This window comes from Phaeobacter sp. JH20_34, from assembly GCF_048056095.1.
Taxonomy (GTDB): Bacteria; Pseudomonadota; Alphaproteobacteria; order Rhodobacterales; family Rhodobacteraceae; genus Phaeobacter; species Phaeobacter bryozoorum.
On record NZ_JAYMWT010000021.1, the window covers coordinates 658,304 to 676,332 of the forward strand.

Genomic DNA, 18,029 nt, shown 5'->3' on the forward strand with positions numbered 1-18,029 from the left:
GGTTTGCCCTATGTTAGGTCTGATCCCGGTCCACATGTCTCGGTGGCGTCAGCGCCGATCCGCCCGAGACCGGGGACCGATCTTGTAGCCTGTCCGGAGCGTCCCATGTTCTATCGCCGATCCTTCCGCCGCTCCCTTTGCCATGTCACTCAACCTCGGGGTTTTGCTCAGCTGGGCCGCAAGGTCGCCCTGGCAACGGCCTTGTTCTTTGGCGGCACATTGGCGCTGTCTGCGGCGGACGCCCGGCTGGTCGCGCCGGGGTCGGACGGCGATTTGCGCGACCTCCTGCAGGATGCTTCTGCCACGCTGGCGACCAGCGCACGCGGCGAGACCGGCGTGCAGCCGCTGATGGCGGCGGCGCTCTCGGATTATCGCACGCTGGTGCAGGTGCTTTACGATCAGGGATATTTCTCACCGGTGGTGCAGATAAGCGTCGATGGGCGCGAGGCGGCCCGGATCCAGCCCCTGAACCTTCCGCGTGAGATCAAGAAGATAGATATCACCGTCAAGGCAGGTCCGAAATTCACCTTTGGCACCGCTGAGATTGCCCCCCTCCCACAGCGACGAGCGGTTGAGATCCCCGAAGAATTTGCCACCGGTCGCACCGCCACCACCGCAGTCCTGCGCGATGCCGCAAACGCGGGTGTGGAAAACTGGCGCTATGCCGGTCACCCGCAGGCCAAGGTCGGCGCGCAGTCGATCACCGCCAACCATGTGGCCGCCAGACTGAATGCGAGTCTGCGCCTGGCACCGGGACCGCAGCTGCGTTTTGGTCGTTTGAAACTGGCCACCCCCTCGAACGTGCGGGCAGAGGCGATACAGCGGATCGCAGGCTTCCCGACAGGCGAGGTGTTTCACCCCGATCTTCTGTCGCGGTCCGCGACACGGTTGCGCCGCACCGGGGCTTTTGCCGCTGTCACCATTCGCCCTGCCGAACGCGCCAATCCCGACGGTACGCTGGATTATGTCGCCAGGATCGAGGATCAGCCGCCCCGGCGATTTACCTTTGGGGCTGAGCTCAGCTCCTCTGACGGGCTGGAGGTGAGTGGTTCCTGGATGCACCGCAATCTCTTTGGCGGTGCGGAGCGCCTGCGATTTGAGGCCCGGTTGTCGGGCATTGGCAGTGCAAATGATCTGGACGGGCGCGTGGCGCTGCGGCTGGACCGGCCTGCCGCTTTTGGTCCCGATGACAGCCAGTTCTACCTGCTTGAGGCCGAGAGGCTGGACGAAGAACATTACACCGCCACCCGTGGACTGGGCGCGGTCGGTCTGCGCCGGGTCTATTCCGACCAGCTTTTTGCCGAGGCCTCCGTTGGCTTTGAGAGCGTGCTCGCCGAAGACGTCTTCGGCAAGCGACGTTTCAAATATCTGGTCGGGCAGCTGCGGGCGGAATACGACGGGCGCGACAGCAGCCTGAGCGCCACCAGCGGATATTATCTGGATGCCCGCGCCCTGCCCTTTATCGGCGTGGATGGCAGCAAATCCGGGCTTCAGCTGAAATTCGACGGGCGCGCCTATAAGGCGCTTGGCAGCAGTGACCGCATCGTGCTGGCCGGGCGGTTGCAGATGGGATCGGTGATCGGCCCGTCGCTGTCTGAGGTTTCGCCCACCCTGCTGTTTTACTCCGGCGGCGCAGGATCGGTGCGCGGTCAGGAGTTCCAGTCGCTGGGCGTGCCTGCGGCGGGCGGGATCTCCGGCGGGCGCGGCTATCTGGCCCTATCGGGCGAGGTACGCGGGCGGATCGGCGAGAAATTCACCCTGGTCGGCTTTTACGATGTCGGGCTGGTGGATGCGGAGAGTTTTGTCTCCTCGGACTCGGCCCGCCATGCCGGCGCCGGGTTCGGGCTGCGCTACGACGTGGCCGGGATCGGCGCTATCCGTCTGGATCTGGCCTATCCGGTAGACGGTGGCAGCGACGACGGCTTGCAATTCTACATCGGGATAGGACAGGCATTTTGAAACATCTTCTCGCAGCCCTCCGCCCTGCCACCCTGTTCTCGCCGCTGCTCGTTGCTGTGGCGCTGACAATGGCCCCTCTGGAAACACCCGCGCAGGAGCGCCAAGAGAGCGGTGGCCTGCTGGTTGATTTTCTCGAAGACACGCTCTCGGGCGAGAGCCGCGCGATCCGCGTTACCGGGCTGGAGGGAGCGCTGTCCTCTCAGGCTACGCTGCAAAAGCTGACCGTGGCAGATAGCGAAGGCATCTGGCTGACCATTGAGGGCGCAGAACTGGACTGGAACCGCCTAGGCCTGCTGCGCGGTGATTTCTCCATCAACACGCTAAAGGCGGATCGCATTCATATCGAACGCGCACCCGCTGCGCCGCTGGACGACCCCAACCTGCCAACCCCCGAGGCGGCGCCGTTCCAGCTGCCGGAGCTGCCGGTGTCGATCAATATCGGTGAAATCAAGGTTGGGCGGCTGACACTTGGGCAGGATCTGGTCGGGGTGGCGGCGGTGCTGACCCTTGATGGTTCGATGAGCCTTGCCAATGGCGCGCTCGATAGCGCCTTGCAGATCACCCGGTTGGACCGCGACAGTGATCAGCTCACCCTGGAGGCGGGTTTTGCCAATGACACCGGCAACATCACGGTTGATATGGTGTTGCAGGAGGAAGACGGCGGGCTTGTGTCCACCGCGCTTGGCCTGCCAGGCGGCCCCGATATCCGTCTCGCCCTGCAAGGACGCGGACCGGTTGAGGATTTCAGCGCCGAACTGGCACTGGATACCGACGGCACCCGACGCCTCGGCGGTACTGTTGTTCTGTCGCCTGCCGGCGACGCCCCGGCGGATCCCAGCGCGGGCAGCCGCCCCATTGGCTTTCGTGCGGATCTGAACGGCGATATCACCGCGCTGGTCGATCCGGTCTATCAGCCGTTCTTCGGCCCAGACATGCGCGCCCGGCTGCGCGGCCAGACCCGCGCCATGGGCGGGGTGATGATCGACGATCTGGCGCTTTCGACACAGGCGCTGGAGGTTTCCGGTTTTGTTGAAATGGCCGCCGGTGGCGAACTTGAAAGCGCCGATCTGAGCGCTGCGGTCACCCCTCCGCCGGGACAGGAAGCGGTGGTCCTGCCGGTGGCAGGCGGTTCGACCACGGTCACCGACCTTGCGCTCCATGCACGGAAACCCGCTGGCCGCGACTGGACCGTGACCGCACGGATGAAACGGCTGGCCAACCCCGCGCTGCGCATTGCCCGTGCCGAGTTGGAGATGACCGGCACCCTGGACCAGAGCAGCGGTCTGGCGCTGGATGGGCAGATCGCCGCCGCGCTGACCGGGCTGCGCCCCACCGACCCTGCATTGGCCGAGGCCCTGGGGGCGGCAATCACCTTTGACGGGCAGGTCACCACAGATGGACCCGGCGCGCTGCGTATCACCAATATGCTGCTGTTGGGCGCGGATTACGGTGCGACCGGCGCGGTCACCATCGACGGTCTGGAAAGCGGGCTGCGCATCTCCGCCGATATTGACGCCAACGCCCAGAATCTTGCGCGTTTCTCCAGCCTTGCGGGACAATCTCTGGACGGGCGGATGACGGCAAAGGCCGTCGGCTCCACCACCCCGCTGTCTGGGGCCTTTGACATTGACCTCGCAGTTCGGGGTCAGGACCTCTCGGCGGGATTGAGGCCTGTCGATGACCTGATCGGCGGCACCACCACCATTGCGCTCAAGGCCGGTCGGGACGAGGCCGGGCTCAGCATCGACCGCTTCGCGCTGGAGGCCAAAGGGCTGACCGCGCGGGCCAATGGGCAACTGGGCAGCACCAGCGGCAACCTGTCCCTCGGCGCCACGCTGAAGCAGCTGGAGAAGGTCCTGCCGCAGGCCCCCGGAGCGCTGCAATTCAGCGCGGATATCACCCGCGAGAACCAGACGTTTTCGGGCATTGCCGAGCTGCAAGGCCCGAAATCCTCCCGCGCGGAACTGACCGGCCAGATCAATATCAACGGCGATGGCGATCTGGAGTTCGACGCCGCGATCAACGCGCTTGAACGTTTTGTACCGACCCTCGCCGGATCATTGAGCGCCAAGGGCACTGCCAGCCGCCGCGCCGGGGTCTGGACCTTTGACGGCGCGGCCGAAGGACCGGCGGGGCTATCGGCTGATCTCGATGGTACGGTCTCCGAAAACAAAGGGGACGCTGATATTACCTTTGACGCGCTGGTGGCCGAGGTACAGCGCTTCGTTCCCGGGCTGCCGGGGCGGCTGACCGCCGAAGGCACCGCCCGTCGCCGCGATGGGGTCTGGCAGATCGATAGCCGCGCGATTGGCCCGGCTGGCGTCACCAGCACCGTAGCGGGCAGCTGGGACGAGGTGCAGGGCCGTGCCGATATTGATGCCAGGGGACAGCTGCGTCTGGAGGGGCTGAACCCCTTCATGTCACCCAATCTGATCCGTGGCCCCGCCCAGTTCGATCTCTCGCTGGAAGGGGAGCCATCGCTGGCCAACCTCAGCGGGCAGATCCGTACCAGTGGGACGTCGCTGGCAATTCCGGCTGCCGCCCAGCGGATAGATGACATCACCGCCACCGTCTCTATTGCGCGGTCCAGAGCCGATCTTCAGCTGACGGCGCAGCCCCGCGATGGCGGCCAGCTGCGGGTCAGCGGACCCATCGGGCTGATCGCGCCCTTTGATGCGCAGTTGCAGATTGCGCTCACCAATGTCGGTCTCAGCGATCAGCTGTCCTATGACACGCAACTCTCTGGTGCGCTGTCTCTGACCGGGGGGCTGATCGGAACCAAAAGCCTGTCAGGGCGGATTGATGTGGGCGAGACCAATATCAACCTTGCGACCGCAGGCGGCTCCGTTACCGCAGCGCCGATCCCGGATATCCGCCATCAGGGTGAGCCTGCCGAGGTGCGCCGCACGCGCGCCCGTGCCGGGCTGATCAACACCGGCGGCGGCGGTGGCGGCGCTGGCCGAACCCTGCTTGACGTGCTGATCAGCGCGCCCAATCGCATCAACGCCCGTGGGCGTGGCGTTCGTGCCGAGCTGGGCGGCCAGATCCAGCTGCGCGGCAGCACCGCGAACCTGGCGCCATCAGGCCAGATCAGCCTGATCCGTGGCACCTTTGATATTCTTGGACGACGGCTGGCGCTTGATGAGGGGCAGATCACCCTGCAAGGCGACCTGCGCCCCTATCTGCTCTTGCGCTCCTCGGCAGCGACCTCCGAAGGCACCGCGACGCTCGAACTCTCCGGGCTGATCGACAGCCCCTCGATCAAGGTGACCTCCGAGCCGGAACGCCCAAGCGAGGAGGCATTGGCGCTATTGCTGTTTGGCGACAATATTCAGGACCTCTCCCCGCTGGCGCTGGCACGGCTGGCGAGCTCCGTCGCTACGCTCAGCGGGCGCGGCGGCAGCAATCGGGCCGAGAGCAAACTGCGCGATGAAACCGGCGCCAGCAATGTTGAGCTGGGTCTCGACAATATCGGCGCGGGCCTTCTGGATATCGGCGGCTATGTGTCGGAGAACGTCTATACCGATTTCAATGTCAACACCCGCGGCGACAGTGAGCTGAGCATCAATCTGGATGTGAGCAAGAGCCTCACCGTCACCGGCAAGGTGGATGGCGAAGGCGAGACCGGGATCGGCCTCTTCTTCAAACGCGACTATTGATCTGCGCCCCAGCCATGGGCGCGGTTCAGCGGCTGCGGCCGGCCATTTCGATTGCAAAACGCGCCGCCCCGCTGACGCCTGCGGCATCGTCGGTGATCAACCACAGCGGCGTGGTTTCACACCGGCTCTGCACGCCGGTCGCAGGTTGCAGGAAGCTTTTGAGGAAAATCTCGCAGGCCGGGGTGCCGAGCACGCCCCGTGCCACGCTGCCGGCAAAAAAGATCCCCTGTCCCGGCATATAGGTCGGCACCAATTCGCGGGCAAAATCCCCCAGCAGCCGCGCCCAGCTGGTCACCGTCTCGGCGGCAGGGCTGTCGGCATCGGCAAGATAATCCGCGACGATCTGCGCGCCGCCCTCTGCCGCGACGCCATGCAGCGCCTGATGATAGCGCACCAGCCCGCGCCCCGAGAATAGATCCTCATTGGTTGCAAAACCGGCAGCTCGCTCTCCAAGCCGTTCGACCAGACCACGCGCGACAGGCGCCGACAGGCTGGTATGGCCCATCTCGGCTTCGGCAGTGTGGCCATCCACCGACAAGGACACGTTGAAGCCGGTGCCGATGCCAGCCACCAGCGCCTGCTGTCCGCGCTGGTGTCCCGCCCGCAGCGACGACAGCTGGCCGGGGATCAGTGCGGGCAGCGAATGCCCGAGCGCGGCCAGATCGTTGATCACGTCAACCCGCGCGCCCTCGCCTAGCTGCAACTGCTGACCCAGGTCCGCTGCCGTCCCCTGCCAGTTGCGGTTGGTCAGCTGATATTCATTGCCATAGACAGGCCCCGCCACCGCGATGCAGGCACCGGCCAAAGGCGGCAGATCGGGCTGCGAGCAATAGGCCGCAAGCACGTCATCGAGACTGGAAAAGCTATCATTAGCAAAGCTTTGCAGCGCCGTGACGCCGATTTCAGGACCGGCAAGGGCCAGCCGCGTATTGCTGCCGCCCACGTCGCCAACCAGCACTGTCATGTCCGAGCCCATGTGCTCTGTCCCTCTGCATGTCCGATTTTTGCGAGACACTGCCGTATTCAGCGTCGAAATGCAATTCTGCGACGGTCATAGTTTTAGCGCTAACATAATGCAATATACTTGCCACGGATCGATGTTTTTGCACAGTTGGAACTGTCCGACCAGGAGCCACGATGACCGGCACAGATGATCCTCCCAGCCCCGCCGCGCCGAAAGCGCCCGATGGGTTGACCCGCCGGTTTCGTGCCCGTCTTGCGGATCGGTTCGACAGCAGGATCGTCATGCCATTTGATCGCCTGCGGTTTCGTGCAACGCTCCGGCACCTGTCGGGGCCGCGCCAAATTCATCAACCGCGCGAAGCGGTTACCGTGGTCGCGCTGGTGCGGGACGGAGCCTATTACCTTGATGTTTTTCTCGCCCATTACCGCGCGCTTGGGGCGGCGCATTTCGTCTTCTGCGACACCGGCTCCAGCGACGACACGCTGGCCCGGCTAGCGGCAGAACCGGATGTCACGGTGCTGCAATCCCGCCTGCCCTGGGGCCGCTTTGAAAATATCTTTCGCGGTTATGCGGCGCGGAAGTTTTGCGCCGGTCGCTGGTGTCTTTTCGCCGATATGGACGAAATCCTTGAATTCGAGGGGCAGGCGCAGCTCGGCCTGACCGGGCTGGTGCGCTATCTGGATCGGCATGGGTATAGCGCGATGATGGCGCAGATGCTGGAAATGTTTCCCAAGGCGCCGCTGCAATCGGTCGCGCAGCACGCCTACCCGGAGGTGCAGCAGAGCTTCTGCCACTACGACATAAGCGCGGTGCGCGCGCTACCCTATCATGATCCGGCTACCGGGCTGGGGTTCTTCCTGTCCCAGAACCAGCTGCCAGATGCGCCCGCGCCTGCACCCAGAATGCAGTTCGGTGGCATTCGCGGCGCCGTCTTCGGAGAGAACTGTTGCCTCAGCAAACACCCGTTGGTTTTTGTCGGTGCAGACGTCGGCCCGGCGGTGCATCCGCATCTGTCGACCGGTGTGCAGGTCGCCGACACGATGGCAGTTCTGAAGCACTATAAATTTGCCAATGATCCGATGGCGCGGGATCAGGCCTCCCTGTCCCGCGCGGCCATCTCCCATGGCGAGGATGCGCTGCGTGTTGCGGGCTTTGCCACGACGCCGGATCTCAGGCTATGGTCCGAAAAGGCTCAGCGCTATGACGGGCCGGAAACCGGGCCGCAACAGCTGCGCGAGGCCGGTTTCCTGCAGGTTTCCCCGCGTTATCTGGCCGAGAGCGCAGCATGACCCGAGATGTGCAGGATTCGCCGGTCGCCGCCCAGACGCCGCCGATTGTCGATGCCGTCGTCATCGGCCGCAACGAAGGGGCGCGGCTGCTGGCTTGCCTGCGCAGCCTGCAAGGTCAGCTGCGTCGGGTGATCTATGTCGACAGCGGGTCGACGGATGGGTCGGTCGCCGCGGCCGAGGCGCTGGGGGTAAAGGTTGTCAGCCTCGATATGAGCGAGCGGTTCACCGCTGCCCGCGCCCGCAATGCAGGTCTGGCCCATCTCGACGGCGACTGTACCTATGTGCAGCTGGTGGATGGCGATTGCGAGGTGGTGCCGGACTGGATCGCCAGCGCAACCGCGCGGCTGGAGGCTGATCCCCGGCTGGCGGTGGTCTGTGGGCGGCGGCGCGAACGTCACCCCGACAGCTCGATCTACAACCAGCTCTGCGATCACGAATGGGACACTCCGGTCGGCCCGGCGAAGGCCTGTGGCGGCGACGCCCTGATGCGGCTTCGCGCCCTGCAGGAGGTTGGCGGCTATCGCAACGACCTGATCGCGGGCGAAGAGCCTGAGCTGTGCCTGCGTCTGGCACGCGCGGGGTGGTCAATCTGGCGGCTGGATGCCGAGATGACATTGCACGATGCCCAGATGCTCCGGTTTTCGCAGTGGTGGCAGCGCAGCCGCCGTGCGGGTTTCGCCTTTGCCGAGGGGGCGGCGCTGCATGGCGCCGGTCCCGAACGCCATTGGGTTGCGGAAACCCGGCGGGCGCTGATCTGGGGCGCCGGGATCCCGGCCCTCATCCTGATGCTGCTGCCGTTTTCCGGTTGGGCGCTGCTATTGTTGCTGGTCTACCCGGTGCAGTTCCTGCGGCTGGCTACCCGGATGGGCCGTCGTCGCGCATTCTATTCCATTCTCGGCAAATTTGCCGAGGCACAGGGCGCGATGGAATATCACTGGCTGCGACTGCGGGGGCGCAAACGCGGATTGATGGAGTACAAATAACTGCCGCTATACCGGCCAGGTCAGGCCAGTTTCCGTCAGGGGTGGCGCAGCCTGAGCGCGTGAAGCAGCTGACCCGGCAGGATTGCCAGACAGCGCAGATAGCGCGGACCCAGGCGGCGCGGGCTGCTCAGCGCCCGCCACAGCCATTCCAGGGCCAATCGGCGCACCCAGGCGGGCGCTCTTTTCTGATGGCCGCCCAGAAAATCAAGCCCCGCGCCAACTGAGGCAAAGCCGACCTCGGGCGCAAGAGCGCGACCACGGGCGGCCATGATCTCCTGTTTGGGGGCGCCAAGCGCCAGAAAACACAGGCCAATCTGCTTGCGCGCAAGCTCGCGCAGGATCTGCTCCGCAGCCTCGCTGCCGGGGTCAAAGCCCGTCGGCGGCGCGTGGCACCAGGCGATTTCAAGCCCCGGCACCTCAGCTTTCAATGCCGCGGAGGCATCCTGAAGCGCGGCTTCGGTGCTGCCTACAAGAGCAACAGGCACCCCGGCGCGCGCGGCCCAACGACAAAGCGGCAGCACCATGTCGGAGCCCGGCATCAGCGCCACCGGTCGTTGTGCCAGCCGCGACAGCCAGACAATGGGCCGCCCATCAGCCACCACGAAATCCTGTGCGGCATAGGCTTTCAGAAAGGCAGGCGAGCTGTGCATTTTCACCAGGTGATCCAAATTCACCGTCGCCAGCGCAAAGCCACGACGGGTCTGGAAATGCCCCATCACCGCCTGTTCCAGCCGCGCCGGATCGGCAATGTTCACATCAATCCGTGTGTCCTGAATATCAAAATACACCCGCATCCCCCCTCATGCGCCAGAAGCGACGCCCCTCTTCGATCACATGGCCTTGCATCTGTTTCAAGAGTTTACCTCAGAATACGAATGCGGGCGACAGCGCAGACATCTGGGGCTAAACTTATGGTCACGGGGGCAAATACAGGAGCGCAGGGCCGCACGCGATGCCAAATGCTTTGGCCTATCTTATGCTGATCGCCTGGCCGGTGATCGCATACAAACTGTTTCGGCGTCTGCCGTTGCAGCAGGCTATTCTTTGGTGCGTCATCGGCGGCTATCTGTTCCTGCCACCGCTTGCGGTGTTCGACCTGCCATTGGTCCCGGATATGGACAAGGATTCCATTCCAGCCGTCGTCGCTTTTGTGATCTGTGTCTATATCCTGCGTAAGCGGGTGGAGATCTGGCCCCGCCATCCGGTGATGCGGGCGCTTGTGGCGCTCTTCCTCGGTTCGGTCATTGCAACCGTCCTGACCAATGGTGACCCGATCGTGTTCCGCGTTCTTGAAAACGCCGAACCCATCGTCTTTCCGACCTATGCCCTGCCCGGGCTGCGCTGGCGCGACCTCGGATCGGTGATGATCAACCAGTTGATCGTCTTGCTGCCATTCTTTCTGGCGCGCCGCTACCTCTCACATCCCGACCAGCAGCGGCAGCTGGTGATGGTGCTGATGGTGGCCGGGCTGATCTATTCGATACCTTCGCTGTTCGAAGTCCGGTTCAGCCCGCAGATCAACACCTGGGTTTATGGATTCTTTCAGCATGATTTCAGCCAGACCATGCGTCAGGGCGGGTTCCGACCGATTGTATTCCTGCCCCATAGCCTGTGGCTGGCGCTGTTCGTGCTGATGTCAGTGCTGGCCGCAACATCGCTGGCCCGCAGTGCCGAAGGCCCGGACAAGCGACGCTATACCATGGCGGCGATTTACCTTTTTGCGGTGCTGATCCTGTGCAAGAGCATCGCCTCGCTGGTCTATGGCCTGATTTTCACACCCTTTGTGGCGATGGCTTCCTACCGGATGCAGATGCGGCTGGCGCTGGCATTGGGGGTGGTGGCGATTGTCTATCCGATGCTGCGCAACCTTGGGCTGGTGCCCGTGGATGCCATCCTTGCGCAGGCCCAGGCCTTCAGTCCCGAACGGGCGCAATCGCTGGGCTTTCGGTTCACCAATGAGGCGCTTATGCTGGATCGCGCCGCCGACAAACCCTGGTTCGGCTGGGGCGGCTGGGGGCGTAATCTGGTACGCAACCTCGAAAGCGGAGAGATCGAATCGATCCCGGACGGTCGCTGGATCCTTGTCTTTGGTACCTTTGGCTGGGTTGGCTATATCGCCGAGATGGGCCTTCTGGCCGGGCCCTTGGTGCTGCTGTGGCAACAGATGCGCCGCCATGCGGCTGCAACGCTGTCGCCCTTTGCCGCGCCTCTGGCACTGATGCTGGCGGCGACGCTGGTCGATATGCTGCTGAACGCGACGCTGACCCCGGTGACATGGCTCTGCGCCGGGTCGGTGCTTGGCTATGCTGAGCGCCTGCGATACCCCGGCCTGTTCACGCCAAAACGGCAGCTGTTCGACGGCCATCAGGCGCTCGCCACCGCGCCGCTGGCCAAGGCACGGCGCAGTGTGCTGTGATGCCGCATTCTCTTCGCAATTCAGGCCGAATTGGACACAATCTGTCCCTATCGATACCGTATATATTTTGCAGGGTTCACACTGCGCACAGGGTAATCCGTCGGCTTGGGGGCCAGCGGGCGCACGCCCTGTTCACAGATTGGGGACCAATTCGTGCCACTGTTGCAAGACCTTTGCGCTCGCAGGGTCAGTGTTGTTGATTGGTTAGGGTTACGTTCGGGCAAGGCTCTTGTTTCGGACACATGGGTTGAGGACGATTGGGGCAATTGAAAACATCCGCGAAAACCACAGATCGCACTCCGTTTGACGCGTCACGCTACAGCGGCGATATCGCCATTGTCGGCATGTCGCTCTGCGTGCCGGGAGCGCAGTCGCCGCAGGCGTTCTGGCAAAACCTGCGTGACGGTGTGGAATCGATCAAACCCGTCAGCGAGCAGGATCTGCTGGCCGCAGGCGAAGACCCCGAGACGCTGTCCGACCCCAATTACGTCGCCGCTACCGCTGCGCTGGACGGCTACGCCGAATTTGACGCCGAGTTCTTTGGCTTCAGCCCAAAAGAGGCGGCCATTCTCGACCCTCAGCACCGCAAATTCCTCGAAGTCGCCTGGGGCGCGATGGAGGATGCAGGTCACCCGCCCGAAAGCCTGAACGGCCCCATCGGGGTTTATGCGGGCTGCGGCATGGGCAGCTATTTCTACTTCAACATCTGCTCCAATAAACCGCTGGTGGATGACGTGGGCATGTTCCTGCTGCGCCATACCGGCAACGACAAGGATTTCCTGTCGACCCGCGTCAGCCATGTCTTTGATCTGAAGGGACCATCGGTCAACATTCAGACGGCCTGCTCCACCTCGCTGGTGGCGGTGCATTATGCCAGCAAGGCCTTGCGCGAGGGCGACTGCGACATGGCTCTTGCCGGCGGCGTCACCATCGAACTGCCACAGGGCCGCGGCTACCTGTTCAAGGAAAACGAGATCCTGTCGCCCGACGGCCACTGCCACGCCTTTGACCACCGTGCACAGGGCACGGTCTTTGGCTCCGGTGCCGGGGCGGTTGCCCTTCGCAGGCTGGAAGATGCGCTGGCCGATGGCGATCATATCTGGGCGGTGATCAAAGGCTCTGCGATCAACAATGATGGCGCCGACAAGGCCGGCTATCTGGCCCCCTCGGTCGAGGGGCAGGCCAGCGCCGTGCGACAGGCGCTGCGCGCCGCCAAGACCCCGCCGGACACCATCGACTATGTCGAATGCCACGGCACTGGCACCTATCTTGGTGACCCGATCGAGGTCACCGCGCTGACCGAAGCCTACCGCGAAACCACCGCCGCCGTGGGTTACTGCCGTATCGGATCGGTCAAGACCAATATCGGCCATCTGGATACCGCCGCCGGCGTCGCCGGGCTGATCAAGACCGCCTTGTCGCTGCATCATGGTCAGATCCCGCCCAGCCTCGGCTATGAGGCACCCAATCCGGCGATTGATTTTGAAACCGCGCCTTTTGTGGTCAATGACCGGTTGCGAGACTGGACCTCGGCCAAGGGACCGCGCCGCGCTGCGGTCAACGCCCTCGGGGTGGGCGGCACCAATGCCCATGTCGTGCTGGAACAGGCTGCACCCCGCCCCGCACCGGAGGACAGCGATTTTCCGTTTCAGGTGCTCTGCCTATCGGGCCATTCGAAGGCCGCGCTGAATGCCAATGCCAGTGCCCTGGCCGCGCATCTGCGCGCGAACCCGGATCTGCCTCTGGCCGATGTGGCCTATACGCTGAAGGAGGGCCGCCGAAGCTTTGCCAAGCGTCGCACCCTGGTGGCCGAAACCGCCGAGGAGGCCGCAGCGCTGCTTGAGGCGGGCGACCCCAGACGCGTGTTTGACCACGACAGCGCCGACCGTCCGCCGGAGGTGGTTTTCATGTTCCCCGGCGGCGGCGCGCAATATGCGGGTATGGCGCGGGATCTCTACGAAACCGAGCCTGTCTTTGCCGATTGGATGGACCGGGGCCTCGACCACCTTCAGGCGCAGCTGGACTATGACATCCGCGCGCTGTGGCTGCCGGAACCGGGGGAAGAAGACGCCGCCAATGCCCGGCTGCAACAGCCGTCGGTGCAATTGCCGCTGATCATGATCGTGGAATTTGCGCTGGCGCAGCTCTGGATCAGCTGGGGCATCCGCCCTGCCGCGCTGGTGGGACATTCGATGGGTGAAAACACCGCCGCCTGTCTGGCCGGTGTGCTGTCGTTTGAGGATTGCATCGATCTGGTGCTGCTGCGCGGACGGCTGTTCGACAAGGTGCCTGCCGGCGGGATGCTGTCGATTTCCCTTCCACTGGATGAGGTTGAGGCCCGGCTTTCGCCGGATCTGGACATCGCCAGCGTCAATGCCCCACGCCTCACTGCCGTGTCCGGCCCGCAGGAGGCGCTGGATGCGCTTGCGGCTCAGCTCACCGCCGATGAGGTGGATCACCAGCGGATCCAGATTGATATTGCCGCCCATAGCCGGATGCTGGAGGGCATTCTGGATGAATACCGCCAGTTCCTGCGCGGGTTGACCCTGACAGCACCGGGACGCCCGATCCTGTCGAACCGCAGCGGCCAGATCCTGACCGACGCCGAGGCCACCGACCCCGAATACTGGGTTGCCCAGCTGCGCAATACGGTCATGTTTGCCGCCTGTCTTGATACGCTGGCTGACGTGCCGAACCGCATCTACCTGGAGGTCGGCCCCGGTAAGGCGCTGTCCTCGCTGGCGCAGATGGCGCCGAAGATCAAACCCGGTCAGGTGCTCAGCTCATTGCGCCATCCCGAGCAGATGATGGCGGATGATGCCTATTTCTTTGGGGTGATCGGACGACTCTGGGCCTGCGGGCTGGACGCCGATTGGGATCAGATCTGGGGCGATGCACGGCGTCAGCGCCTGCCGCTGCCAACCTATGCGTTTCAGCGCAGCCGCTATTTCATCGAGCCCGCGGCCCCGGCCCGCGCCGAGGCTGCCATCATCACCCCGGCCCGCCACGACCAGCTGTCGCACTGGGGATCGCGCCCCAGCTGGCGGCCCGCATTGGCAAGCTGCGATCTGGACGTCACCGGCGAACTGGATCAGCAGCCCGAAACCTGGCTGCTGTTTGAAGACGACGCCGGGCTCTGCTCCGAACTGGCCGCAAGGCTGGATCAGGCAGGCCACCGGGTGGTGCGGGTGCGCCCCGGCGACACCTATGCGCAACTGAGCGAAACCCGCTATATGCTGGCGCCCGAACAGGGGCGCGCGGGCTACGATGCGCTGCTTGCCGATCTGGCGCTGGCCGATCTTCTGCCCAGCCGTATCGGTCATTTCTGGCTGGTAACCGAGGGCGAGACCTTCAGGCCCGGCGCCTCCTTCTTTGATCGCAATCTGGAGATGGGATTTTATGCGCTGACCGCGCTGGGGCAGGCTCTGGCCCAGATCGACCTACCGCAGCCACTGCATATGACAGTGTTCACCACCGGCGCGGCCCAGCTGCGCGACGAACCGCTGCCCTACCCCGAAAAGGCGATGATCGCGGGCCCTGCCGGTGTGCTGCCGCGCGAAATTCCCGACCTTACCTGCGCCACGGTCGATATCGAACTGCCGCGCCGCCCCGGTGGGCTGCGGCGCTGGCTGGCGGAGGACCAGCCCGCGTCGATTGCGGATCGCCTGCTGGAGGAGCTGCTGGCGGAGCCTGCAAATGACACCGCACTCTGGCGTGGTGACAAGCGCTACACCCTGCGGTGGCGCCCTGTGGAGCTGTCGGAGGAGGAGCAGATCACATCGTCACTCCCCGGCTTCCGCGAGGGTGGCACCTATCTGATCACCGGCGGCTACGGCGGCATCGGACGCACCATCGCCGCGGATCTGATGCAGAGCTATGGCGCCAATGTGGTGCTGATCTCGCGCGGTGGCCTGCCCCCGCGTGACCAATGGGACAGCTATCTGAACCGCCACAGCCCGGCCAATACAACCGCCCAGCGCATCCGCGCCGTGATGGCATTGGACGCCATTGGCAGGGGCCGGGTCTTGCCGCTGGCAGCCGATGTCTGCAACAGCGAACAGATGCGCGCAGCCGTCGCCAAGGCCGAGACCGCCTTTGGCCCCATCACCGGTGTCATCCATGGCGCAGGCCAGATCAATGACGCGCCGGTTCTGGCCAAGACCGAGGACGACATTTCCCAGGTGCTCGCCCCGAAAGTCAGCGGGTTGCGGGTACTGGACGCCATTTTCGGCACCGACACGCTGGAGCTGATGGTGCTGTTCTCCTCCTCCTCGACGGTGACGCGCCCGATCGGCCAGGTCGATTACGTCGCCGCGAATGAATATCTCAACGCCTTTGCCAAGCACCGCAGCGGTGCCGGGGCTGCGGGCAACACAACCCGTGTCGTTGCCGTCGATTGGGGGGTCTGGGCAGATGTCGGCATGGCGGCAGATGCCATTGGCGCCCGCCAGCAGGAGGCCGGTGATGATCCGATCCCCTGTGATCAGCCGTTGTTTGACAGCCGCCAGTTTGCCCCGGATGGCGGGGTGCTGTTTCATCGTCGGCTGAGCAGCGACCAGTGGATCCTTGATGAACACCGCACCAAGGATGGCACTGCATTGATCCCCGGCACCGGCTATATCGAATATGCCGCCGAGGCACTTGCCGAACTGGGGCATGAGGCGCCTTTTGCCCTGCGTGATCTCTATTTTCTGCGCCCGCTCGTGGTCTCGGAGACAGCCGCCTGCGATATGGTCGTGCGGCTGCTGCCGGTAGAGCGCGGTTATGAGTTTGCCGTCTATAGCCGCACGGCGGAGGGATACGCCCTGCATGTTCAGGCGCTGCTGGAGACGGATATCGCGGCGCGGCAGCCCGGTCGGCACCCCCTGCCCGATCTGCTACCGGTGGCCACCGAAACGTCACCCTGTACCAAGCGCGAACGGCTACGGACACCACAGGAGGCGCATCTGAAGTTCGGCCCGCGCTGGCATGTCCTGCAACAGATGCGACAGGGGACGGGCGAAGGCATTGCCCGGCTGCAACTGCCGGCCATCGCCGCCAAGGACGGCACGCTGCTGCCACCCGGCCTGATGGATCTTGCCACCGGATGGGCGATTGACCTGATTCCCGCCTATCGCGGTGCCGCGCTCTGGGTGCCGGTGTCCTATGACGGTATCGAGGTCTTTGCTCCGCTGCCCTGCGACGTGCTCAGCCATATGCGGCTGATGGACAGCGATGCGACCAGTGCCCGGTTCGACATCACCCTGACCACCGAAGATGGCACCGTGCTGGTTGAGGTCCGGGGCTTTCAGATGCAGCAGCTGCCCGGTGCAACCAAACTGGCCCCGGCAGAGGGAGCAGACGCCAGCGGCGCGGATCTGGGGCTGGCCGCATCGCCGGGCGCACAGCCGCTGTCGCCCGAGGAACGCCGACTGCATCGCAATATCAGCCAGGGCATCCGCGCCGAAGAAGGCCCGGACGCGCTGCGCCGGGCGCTGGCGACTGGCCTGTCGCAGGTGGTGGTATCCTCCCTCGCGCTGCCGGATCTGATGGCACAGGCCGATCAGCCTCCGCAGCAGGCGCGCGAGGACAGCCAGAGCTTTGAACGGCCACAGCTCGACACCGACTACCTCGCCCCGCGCAACGCGGTTGAGGAGGAGATCGCGGCGCAGTTTGCCCGGCTGCTTGGGGTGGCGCAGGTCGGGGTCGACGACAGCTTCTTCGACCTTGGCGGCCATTCCCTTGTCGCGGTCCGGCTCTTTGCACAGATCAAGCGCAGCTTTGGAGTCGATCTGGCGATTTCCACCCTGTTTGAGGCCCCCTCCGTCGCGAGGCTCGCCGAACTGGTGATCGCCCGCACCGGCGGCGGCCTCACCACCGAAACCTCTGCCGACCACACAGGCACGCCCCAGGCCGAGACGCCGACATATACCCATCTGGTGCAGCTCCACCCCGGCGATGGCACCGGGCGACGGCCTTTCTTTCTGGTGGCCGGCATGTTCGGCAACGTTCTGAACCTGCGCCATCTGGCGCTGATGGTTGGCAAGGACCGCCCGGTCTACGGGCTGCAGGCCCGTGGCCTGATCGGCGACGACGCCCCGCATGACCGGCTTGATGCGGCAGCGCGCGACTATCTCGCCGAAATCCGCAGCATCCAGCCGGAGGGGCCTTATCTATTGGGCGGGTTTTCCGGCGGCGGGCTGACCGCCTATGAAATGGCCCAGCAATTGCGCGCCAGCGGCGAAGACACCGCCGCGCTGATCCTGCTGGACACACCGTTGCCGATGCGACCTGAGCTGAACCACCGCGACAAGGCGCTGATCAAATGGGCCGAGCTGCGCCGCAAGGGCATCGGGTATCTGGGCGAATGGATCGGCAATCGCATCGCCTGGGAGATCGAAAAACGCCGGTATGCCGCCAGCGAAGACAGCAGCGCACCCGTGTTCAACAACCGCAAAGTCGAACTGGCCTTCCGCGCCGCCTTGCCCGCTTATGAGCTGCGCCCGTGGAGCGGACCTCTCACATTGTTCCGCCCGCCGCTTGATCGCCATTGGCAGGTCTCGGCAGGGAACTGGGTCAGCCGCGAGCGCGAATATGTCTATGACGACAACGACTGGACCCGCTGGGCGCCAGCGATCGAGGTCGTCGAGGTGCCGGGTGATCACGACAGCATGGTGCTGGTGCCCAACGTCAGCGTGCTGGCAGGCGAGGTCAAGGCGCGGCTTGATGCAGCCGACGCCGCCGCGCTGCGCCAAAGCGCGCCAAAGGCGGCAGAATGAC

At 64.4% G+C, this 18,029-nt stretch carries 8 protein-coding genes; 6 read left to right on the forward strand and 2 right to left on the reverse strand.

Annotation, left to right across the window (positions count from 1 at the left end; all coding sequences use genetic code 11):
* The first annotated feature begins 105 nt into the window (after positions 1–105).
* Both VWZ81_RS17735 and VWZ81_RS17740 read left to right on the forward strand, forming a co-directional pair.
* A complete protein-coding gene (locus VWZ81_RS17735; protein WP_340544548.1) occupies positions 106–1,959 on the forward strand; it encodes an autotransporter assembly complex protein TamA in 1,854 nt (617 codons plus the stop codon).
* A complete protein-coding gene (locus VWZ81_RS17740; RefSeq protein WP_416542530.1) occupies positions 1,956–5,618 on the forward strand; it encodes a translocation/assembly module TamB domain-containing protein in 3,663 nt (1,220 codons plus the stop codon). Before VWZ81_RS17735 ends, VWZ81_RS17740 begins: the two co-directional genes overlap by 4 nt.
* Positions 5,619–5,643: 25 nt before the next feature.
* On the opposite strand, the gene VWZ81_RS17745 is transcribed toward VWZ81_RS17740, so the two are convergent.
* Positions 5,644–6,594: a glucokinase gene (locus VWZ81_RS17745; RefSeq protein ID WP_416542531.1), complete on the reverse strand. Its 951-nt coding sequence runs from the start codon at positions 6,592–6,594 to the stop codon at positions 5,644–5,646.
* 161 nt (positions 6,595–6,755) lie between these two features.
* Here VWZ81_RS17745 and VWZ81_RS17750 point away from each other — a divergent pair, with 161 nt between their 5' ends.
* Together VWZ81_RS17750 and VWZ81_RS17755 are read left to right on the forward strand one after the other, a co-directional pair.
* Positions 6,756–7,871, forward strand: coding sequence for a glycosyltransferase family 2 protein (locus VWZ81_RS17750; protein WP_416542532.1), 1,116 nt, complete (start codon positions 6,756–6,758; stop codon positions 7,869–7,871).
* Entirely contained in the window at positions 7,868–8,854 is a 987-nt protein-coding gene (locus VWZ81_RS17755; RefSeq protein ID WP_416542533.1) for a glycosyltransferase, read from the forward strand. The genes VWZ81_RS17750 and VWZ81_RS17755 overlap by 4 nt, the downstream gene beginning before the upstream one ends.
* Before the next feature lie 35 nt (positions 8,855–8,889).
* On the opposite strand, the gene VWZ81_RS17760 is transcribed toward VWZ81_RS17755, so the two are convergent.
* On the reverse strand, positions 8,890–9,642 hold the full coding sequence (locus VWZ81_RS17760) for a WecB/TagA/CpsF family glycosyltransferase (RefSeq protein ID WP_416542553.1): 753 nt from the start codon (positions 9,640–9,642) through the stop codon (positions 8,890–8,892).
* A 164-nt stretch (positions 9,643–9,806) separates the two neighbouring features.
* Here VWZ81_RS17760 and VWZ81_RS17765 point away from each other — a divergent pair, with 164 nt between their 5' ends.
* Together VWZ81_RS17765 and VWZ81_RS17770 are read left to right on the forward strand one after the other, a co-directional pair.
* A complete protein-coding gene (locus VWZ81_RS17765; protein ID WP_416535536.1) occupies positions 9,807–11,270 on the forward strand; it encodes a hypothetical protein in 1,464 nt (487 codons plus the stop codon).
* A 266-nt stretch (positions 11,271–11,536) separates the two neighbouring features.
* Entirely contained in the window at positions 11,537–18,028 is a 6,492-nt protein-coding gene (locus tag VWZ81_RS17770; RefSeq protein ID WP_416542534.1) for a type I polyketide synthase, read from the forward strand.
* The last annotated feature ends 1 nt before the right edge of the window (position 18,029 follow it).